Raw genomic sequence first — 5,398 nt, forward strand, 5'->3', positions numbered from 1 at the left:
GACTTTACCGCCCAGAGGGCGGCGTTACGGAGTTTTTGTGTAAAAAATCCGATAATAAAATATCCTCAAGTTTGCCAACCCCACAACAGGCGAGCGCCCCAGAGTAGTCCCAGAAAGCCAAGAGCTAACCAGTCGCGAAGTTTGAAGCGCAACTGATGCCACTCTACACGATGTTTGTCGGGACTGGTGAAGCCGCGTACTTTCATGGCGCTGGCGATTTGGGTGGCTCGCAGCAGTAAGTTTTCTAAGAGTCTTTCAGCTACCATTAACCAAACTTGGGCCGCGCGGCGAAAACCAAGTTTTTTCCAGTTAATCGCTCTGGTGCTCACCGATCGCACTAAATTTTGTATTTCTTCTAGAACTAGGGGCAGAAATCGCAAGGATAAAGTTAATGTTAAGGCGATTTCGGTGACGGGCAACCGCAACCGTCGTAAGGGTTGCATTAAGTTTTCGAGCGCAGCGGTGATTTCTTCGCTGGCGGTGGTTAAAAGATATAGGTTGGTGCTGTAAACTATGGTAAAAAATAGGGTGCTGATCCGAATTCCTAATTCTAGAGAACGCCTGCTAATTTTGATCGGCCCTGAGTTGAAGAGGATGTAATTGTAGTCTGTGGGCTGTGGTAGGGATGTTAAGGAAGGCGCTACGGGTGAGGCTTGGGGAGTAGGTTTAGAGCCAAAACCAAAGGGATTGTACCAGGGTTTTGATGGCGCTGGAGAGAGGATTGCTGGCTGTTGAGCAAAGGTAAGTTCGTCGGCGGGGAGACGGGGTTGATGATTGGTAGGGAGTCCGTCGGGGGCGATCGCGCTGAGGGCAAATACAAAGAAGCTGAATGTCAACAGAAACCCCATTTGCTGTTTCCACACCCGCAGGGGAATTGAGGCTGTGATTGTCACCACGATTAGCAATCCTACTAGCATCAAACGCCAAAAGGGATTAGCGAGAACGGGTGCGATTAGAAATGTCATTAACCAAGCTAATTTTACCCTGGAGTCTAGATGATGCAGCCAGGTTACGGGCTGTTCTAAGTAGAGTCCTAAAGGTAGCGATCGCAGTAAATCCATCTTTGAAAATTTTAGATTTTTATATGTTCTCAGAAATTACGCATTAAAAGTTGAAATTTATATCTCCGCAAACCTTTAAAAAGCAGGATAGATTCATTCTTTTAAAGCTATATTCCGTCAGGGGTTAAAACCCCTGCCTTATAGAGAAAGTCGTCTGAAGACGACTAAAGAGCTAGTATTTCAGTCGGTTTTAACCGACTTCAGATATTAGACAGGGGTTTTAACCCCTGGCAGGTTTCGGGAGAATGAAGCCGCCCTACTTTCCTATCAACCTATCAAAGCTAAAATCATTTAACGCGAATAGCTCTATTTGTCCGACTTTTTTCTAGATCGCGCGGTTTTTTACCTCGCCAAACTAACCGCATTGGTGTCCCAATAAAACCTAATTGTTTGCGAAATTGGGTTTCGATGTAGCGGCGGTAATTCTCGTTAAACCGCAGGGGATCGTTGACAAACAAGGCGATCGTGGGTGGCTGAGCTCTAACTTGCGTACCATAATAAATCTTACCTTGCCGTCCTTGGCGGGTAACGGGGGGAGAGTGCCAGCTAGTTGCTTCTTCTATGACTTCATTAATTACCGCAGTCGTAACGCGGCGTTGGTGTGCTGTGGCGGCGGTGTCAACTAATTCTAAGATTTTTTCAACTCGTTGACCTGTGGTAGCGCTGACGAATATCATTTCTGCCCAATCGACAAAATAAAGGCGAGTTTTTACTTCCTTTTCGTAATCGTAAATCGTGGTAGAATCTTTTTCAATTGCATCCCATTTGTTGACGACAATTACGCAGGCTCGACCTTCTTCGCTAATCCGGTCTGCAAGTTTTTGGTCTTGGTCGGTAACGCCATCAACGGCATCAATTACTAATAATACAACATCGGCGCGGCGGATAGCTTTAAAGGCGCGGTTGATGCCGAAAAATTCGGGGCCATATTCGACGTTTTTCTTTTTGCGAATCCCGGCTGTATCTATTAGGCGGTAAGTTTTACCGTTGCGTTCCACTACGGTATCAATTGCGTCGCGAGTAGTACCGGAAATCGGGCTAACTATGGCGCGAGTTTCCCCAAGAAAGGCATTTAATAAACTAGATTTCCCAACATTGGGACGACCAACAATGGCAACTTTTGTTTCGTCAATTTCTGGTAATTCTCCTATTGCTGGTAAGTGGCTAATTAATTCATCCAGTAATTCGCCAGTACCGTTACCATGAATGCCAGAAATGGGGAAGGGTTCGCCTAAGCCTAATTCCCAAAATTGGGCGGCTTGAGTGAGGCCTTCGGTTTCCGATTCGCACTTGTTGACTGCTAGAAGGACGGGGACTCGTTGTTGACGCAGCCATTCTGCGATCGCTTCGTCGCCCCCAGTCAGTCCGATTTGTCCGTCTACAACGAAAATAGCGGCGCTGGCTTCAGCCAAGGCGGCCATTGCTTGTTCGCGGATTAAGGGTAAAAATTCGGTGTTATCGTCAAAAACTAAGCCACCAGTGTCTACGACTTGAAATTCGCGATCGCCCCAGTAAGCATTTTTGTAAGTGCGATCGCGCGTCATCCCCGGTTGGTCGTGGACAATTGCATCTTGACTCTCCGCGAAGCGGTTAACAATTGTGGATTTACCGACATTTGGCCGTCCAATAATAGCAACTATAGGTAGAGGCATAATCTGGTGCTTGCAGCTTTAGGAGTTTTATGATTTCTCTCCATTGTAACCAACAAGCGCTTAAAATCTAACAATCTTAATTTTAAATTCTAAAATTGCTTAATGGAAAGACTAATTTCCGTCTTGGGGCTGGCTGTTTTCGTGGGTTTGTCCTACGCCTTTTCTGTAAATCGGCGTGCTGTACGCTGGGCACCTGTTTTGTGGGGGATTGCTTTACAGTTAATTTTAGCGGTGTTGATTATTAGAACTCAGCCCGGTTTTATACTATTTCAGTTTCTCGGCGATGTGATGCAGCAGTTACTAAACTTTTCGGATGCTGGGGCTAAGTTTGTTTTCGGAGAAAAGTTTCAAGAGCAGTTTGTCGCTTTTAAGATTTTACCAACTATCATATTTTTCTCTTCTTTTGTTAGTGTTTTGTATCATTATAATATTTTGCAGCAGTTGGTACGGGGGATGGCGTGGGTGATGTTGAAAACCATGAAGATATCGGGGGCTGAGTCACTTTCCTGTGCTGGAAATGTATTTTTAGGCCCAACGGAAGCGGCGTTATTAATTAAGCCTTATGTGGGAAAAATGACGGTTTCAGAGTTACATTCAGTGATGACTGTAGGTTTTGGGACGATTGCGGGGGGAGTGATGGGGGCATATCTTTCCTTTGGAGTTCCTGCGAGTCATTTGTTAGCAGCTTCGGTGATGTCTGCGCCGGCTTCGATGGCAATTTCTAAGTTGTTTTACCCGGAAATGGAGGAACCTCTAACGGCTGGAACTATGGATGTGGAAATGAAAACTAATTATACTAATGCGATCGAGGCGGCGGCGGATGGGGCTTTTCAGGGGGGAAAGTTGGCGTTTAGTGTGGGGGTGATGCTGATTGCTTTTTTGGGGTTATTGGCAACTGCAAATGGGCTGCTGCATTGGTTGGGAATGATGGTAGGTTTGCCGTTATTATCTTTAGAATGGTTGCTGTCTTTTGTGATGTTTCCGGTGGCGTGGTTGATGGGTGTACCTTGGGCTGATTGTGGGCAAGTGGGGATTTTGTTGGGGAAGAAAACGATTTTAAATGATTTTATTGCTTATCTGGATTTGAAGCAGTTGATGGATAGTAAGGCGATTTCAGAAAGGGCGATTGTAATTGCTACTTATGCGATTTGTGGGTTTGCTAATATCGGTTCGATTGGGATTACGATTGGGGGGATTGGGGGGTTGGCACCGGAAAGGCAGAAGGATTTGGCGAGGTGGGGTGTGAGGGCGATGATTGCGGGGGCGATCGCTAATTTTATGACGGCTTGTATTGCGGGTATGTTGTTATGATTTGGTAGCTGGGTGCAGCATTAAATCATTACGATTAAGCTACAGCGCTTATATCGCCCCAACCCTACAGCTAAGTTGTGTTGTCCGTGTTAGTATTGTGCGAGGAGCAATAAGGATTGAGGGTAAAACCTGGGATGAAAACTCCGTCAGGTCGCATAACGTCCCAGAACCGACAAGGATCTTCGCCAAAACCACCCAGCTTAGCACCTTGAAGATTTACTCTAATAAAACGAGTCGAAGTCAGGTTGCAACCACTTGTGTTAACCCCTCTGAAATCACAATCAAAAAATCTAGTGTATTCCAAATGACAACCAAAGAATTTCGCTTCTTTTAAGTTACAATACCGAAATTCAGCCGCCCTCAACTCACACCTATGAAAATTAATACCGCTAAAGTTAACATAATTAAATTGAGCGCCAGCCAGGTCGATATTTTGCAGTTGAACACCACTCAAGTCAGCGTATTTCAAAATGATGCGCTGAAAGTTTCTCTCCCCAGCAGCATACCGTCTGAGCAATTCTTCTGCATCCATAACTCTTCTCCCAAATCTCTTTACTATATTTAAGGACATGGATAAATAAAAAACAAGCCCTCGACATAAGTCGAAGGCGATGGAAACAAGTAAATTCATTCTATAATGTTGTCCTTAGAAGGAGCGGAAAATGGAAGCCCAAATCACCCCTGTAACAACGGTTGCGATTAAGCTGTAAGTAAAGAATCGACCTGTTTCTGCATTAAATCCCAAGGCTTTGTCTTCCCGGCTGGCGGTGAAGAATAGCGACCAAGCTTGATTGGCGTTAATTGCCTTAAAGCTGTTGAAATCGGGTCTGAAAACAACGGGGCCAAATAAATCGCGATCGCCATAGTCAAAATCAGTTTTCATTTCTTATTCTCCTAAGATTTTGCAAGAATTAATTGATTTACAGTCGATACAAGCTTTTTAGCCTAAAACATCCTTCAGAAAACCCAGAAAGCCGTGTCCGGTCAAAACTTCGATCGCTAGCAGCGAGACAAAGCCGATCATCGCAAACCGTCCGTTCATCTTCTCGGCGTAAGGGGTAAAACCAGTGCTAACGCTCTCATCTACGTACATCTTGGGCTCGATCGCGAAGTTGTTGAGAAGTCCTTGGTCGTCGATGTAGTTACGTGCGTTCATGTCTTTTTCCTTTGTTGTTTGTGTCCTTATGTAAATTAATGTAACGGATTGTTAAGATATGTTTTGTGATTTGGCTCAGCTAAGTAGATGATCGTAATCACCGTTAGCGGATATTGTCGAAAATATAAAAGCCCTAAACCTTACTAGATAAAGCTTTCAAGTATTTTAGAACTTACGCCAAACTGTTTGTAACGCCGCCCTCTGGGCGGTAAAGATAC

Annotated in this window: 6 protein-coding genes; 1 reads left to right on the forward strand and 5 read right to left on the reverse strand. The window is 44.9% G+C overall.

All coding sequences use genetic code 11. The features are described 5' to 3' along the window. Positions 1 to 65: 65 nt before the first annotated feature. Together PN499_RS02000 and der are read right to left on the reverse strand one after the other, a co-directional pair. A complete protein-coding gene (locus PN499_RS02000) occupies positions 66 to 1,061 on the reverse strand; it encodes an energy-coupling factor transporter transmembrane component T family protein (RefSeq protein WP_272029967.1) in 996 nt (331 codons plus the stop codon). Between the two features lie 287 nt (positions 1,062 to 1,348). Beyond that, the gene (der, locus tag PN499_RS02005; protein ID WP_272029970.1) at positions 1,349 to 2,713 is read right to left on the reverse strand and encodes a ribosome biogenesis GTPase Der; all 1,365 of its coding nucleotides are present in this window, start codon (positions 2,711 to 2,713) and stop codon (positions 1,349 to 1,351) included. A gap of 102 nt (positions 2,714 to 2,815) precedes the next feature. Between der and PN499_RS02010 the strand changes: the two genes are divergently transcribed. Beyond that, positions 2,816 to 4,024, forward strand: coding sequence for a NupC/NupG family nucleoside CNT transporter (locus PN499_RS02010; protein ID WP_272029971.1), 1,209 nt, complete (start codon positions 2,816 to 2,818; stop codon positions 4,022 to 4,024). 70 nt (positions 4,025 to 4,094) lie between these two features. On the opposite strand, the gene PN499_RS02015 is transcribed toward PN499_RS02010, so the two are convergent. The 3 genes from PN499_RS02015 to PN499_RS02025 form a co-directional block, all read right to left on the reverse strand. Further along, complete coding sequence (locus PN499_RS02015) at positions 4,095 to 4,556, reverse strand: pentapeptide repeat-containing protein (protein WP_272029973.1); 462 nt, start codon at positions 4,554 to 4,556, stop codon at positions 4,095 to 4,097. A gap of 114 nt (positions 4,557 to 4,670) precedes the next feature. Beyond that, positions 4,671 to 4,907, reverse strand: a complete 237-nt coding sequence (locus PN499_RS02020; protein WP_007358533.1) for a hypothetical protein — start codon at positions 4,905 to 4,907, stop codon at positions 4,671 to 4,673. 57 nt (positions 4,908 to 4,964) lie between these two features. Beyond that, positions 4,965 to 5,180, reverse strand: coding sequence for a chlorophyll a/b-binding protein (locus tag PN499_RS02025; RefSeq protein ID WP_007358534.1), 216 nt, complete (start codon positions 5,178 to 5,180; stop codon positions 4,965 to 4,967). Positions 5,181 to 5,398 lie beyond the last annotated feature (218 nt).

Origin of the sequence: Kamptonema animale CS-326 (assembly GCF_028330895.1) — a bacterium.
Lineage (GTDB): Bacteria > Cyanobacteriota > Cyanobacteriia > Cyanobacteriales > Microcoleaceae > Kamptonema > Kamptonema formosum.